General features: G+C 36.9%; 2 protein-coding genes, 2 rRNA genes and 1 pseudogene. All 5 read left to right on the top strand.

Going from position 1 to position 2353, the window contains the following annotated elements; genetic code table 11:
• The first annotated feature begins 8 nt into the window (after positions 1–8).
• A 5S ribosomal RNA gene (rrf, locus tag IC619_RS16515) occupies positions 9–123 on the top strand.
• Between the two features lie 863 nt (positions 124–986).
• Positions 987–1262: a glycogen/starch synthase gene (locus tag IC619_RS16520; RefSeq protein ID WP_191141214.1), complete on the top strand. Its 276-nt coding sequence runs from the start codon at positions 987–989 to the stop codon at positions 1260–1262.
• An 86-nt stretch (positions 1263–1348) separates the two neighbouring features.
• Positions 1349–1498, top strand: a complete 150-nt coding sequence (locus tag IC619_RS17450) for a glycosyltransferase (protein WP_430624120.1) — start codon at positions 1349–1351, stop codon at positions 1496–1498.
• Between the two features lie 79 nt (positions 1499–1577).
• A pseudogene (locus IC619_RS16525) lies at positions 1578–1916 on the top strand (glycosyltransferase family 4 protein); the annotation flags it as partial.
• A 315-nt stretch (positions 1917–2231) separates the two neighbouring features.
• Positions 2232–2353, top strand: a 16S ribosomal RNA gene (locus IC619_RS16530); the annotation flags it as partial.

A 2353-nucleotide genomic window follows, 5' to 3' on the forward strand; every position in this document is an offset into this window, starting at 1 on the left:
TTTATACGTCTGGTGATGATGGCGGAGGGGACCCACTCGTTCCCATCCCGAACACGACCGTTAAGCCCTCCAGCGCCGATGGTACTATAGATTAATCTATGGGAGAGTAGGACGTCGCCAGGCAAATCTTAACCCCCACTTCATTTGAAGTGGGGATTTTTGTTATTTATAAGTAAAAAACAAGTAGGCGGCATATTGTATGAGGGATAATGATAGGCTTTTTTCCAGATGTTTTAAAAATGGTTTAAGTGGTGGGCTAATTCATATGAAGAGAGAGCGGCTTCTTCAAAGTTATGGGTGGATAGATATACCAATTTAAAAGTAGAAATGGTACTACAAAACCATCTAAAATTAGCTAAAAATTACTAATATAAAATTCGTCTATTTGACTTTACGCAACCCAATCAGATCGTACATGATGATTTTATTATTGATCCAGTCTTACATTCGCTCAAGATTTCCGAATTAAAAACGAAACATCGTTATTTTGCGAACTTAGGATTATTTAATGATAAAAAATATTTTTCAATATGACTTTCGAATCAAATTACAATGGTAGCGCATAAGTCTTCTGGTAAAGTAAAAGCAGCTGCACAGAAAGATGACCATTCACTTGATTTTGACACATCATTGGCTACCGCATGTGCTCTAGATAGTTATAATAATTCCAAATGTAATGGATGTTATTACTAAATAGATACTAAGACTCATATGAATCATTTCAATTTATGTTTCTGTATGGAAGCGGTGATAGATTTGCGAAAAAGAATAGCAAATTTCCCTTAAGTGTTGTCATGTTGAGTTGGGAGTATCCGCCATGAGAAGTAGGAGGGCTTGCCGTTGCTGTAGCAGGCTTAGCTGAAGAACTAGTGAAGCATGAGATTGAGGTTCATGTCATTACAAGTATGACCAGAAAAGTGAAAGTATAAGAAAGGGTAAAGGGGGTCCATATTCATCGCGTAAATCATTTATTAGGGAAAAAAGATATGAGCTTCTTTGATTCGATCTTACATCTCAACTTACTTATTATGGATAAGATAGAAGAACTGATCGCTTCGGGCTTACAGATCGATTTAATTCATATACATGATTGGTTAGTCTTATTAGCGGATGAGTATTTAAAAAAACAATATGCTTATCCTATTATAGCTACTTGCCATGGCCTTGATACTAAGAGGAGCCGAATTGATCCCATCTATGAGGATGAGAGCGTAAGTTTGGTAAAGTCATGGACCACATTATCGTATGTAGTCAATCCATGAAAACTGATATGAAGATGTTGTGTCCAGATACTAGACATCAAATATCAGTAATTTCAAATGGCATAGATTTACCTTCCGAAGCGACAATGAACTTTAAAAAATGGGGGAGCGAAGCATCAAAGGAAAAGCAGATCCTATTTGTAGGAAGGTTAGTAACAGAAAAAGGAGTAGACTTATTATTGCAAGCGGCTCCCGTTATCCTTAAAAACACCCTCATACTAAACAGATGGTTGTAGGTCAAGGACGTCTATTTAATCATTTACAAAACCTAGCCGTAGAACTAGATATAGATGAAAAAACGCTTTTTTTGGATTTGTAAGTAAGCAATTGAGAAATCCACTTTATTGTAATGCAGATTTATGCGTATTTCCAAGTTTGTATGAACCGTTTGGAATGGTAGCGCTGGAAGCGATGTCACATAAAGTACCCGTGGTTGTGGCTGAGACTGGTGGCTTAAAGGAAATCGTTCAACATCGAAAAACGGGTATGTTATTCAAAAAAGGGAGTGCGATAAATTTAGCTGAGCAAGTTAATACGGTGCTTTCTAATCTTGTTTTAACACGGAAGATGGCTGAAGATGCATATTTGATGTTAAGCAAAAGATATAGCTGGGCAAGTGTAGCCAATCAAACAAAAGATATTTATCCAAAATAGCTAAGAATACTCCTACCTCTTAGCGTTAGCGTAGGTGGTGAGTAGTTCCGTGGATAAGGATTAGTTTAACAGTTGTGTTGATTAGCAAAAATATACGACCGTCAAATTGAAAAATCATGCAAATCAATAAATTTGATAATACAACCTACAATAATAGGGAAATAATATTTTAAATTAATATTGACGTATAGTATATCTTTATGCTATTATAGTTTTTGTCGCCACGATGAGGCGGTAACAACTGAAATGTTCCTTGAAAACTAAAGAGTGACACATGACCTGTTCAATTTTTAAATGAGCTTACAAGCTTACCATTATATGGAGAGTTTGATCCTGGCTCAGGACGAACGCTGGCGGTATGCCTAATACATGCAAGTCGAGCGGATGAAGTACCTTCGGGTACGGATTTAGCGGCGAACGGGTGAGTAACACGTGGG

This window comes from Polycladospora coralii, from assembly GCF_014773435.2.
In the GTDB taxonomy this organism is placed as follows: Bacteria; Bacillota; Bacilli; order Thermoactinomycetales; family Thermoactinomycetaceae; genus Polycladospora; species Polycladospora coralii.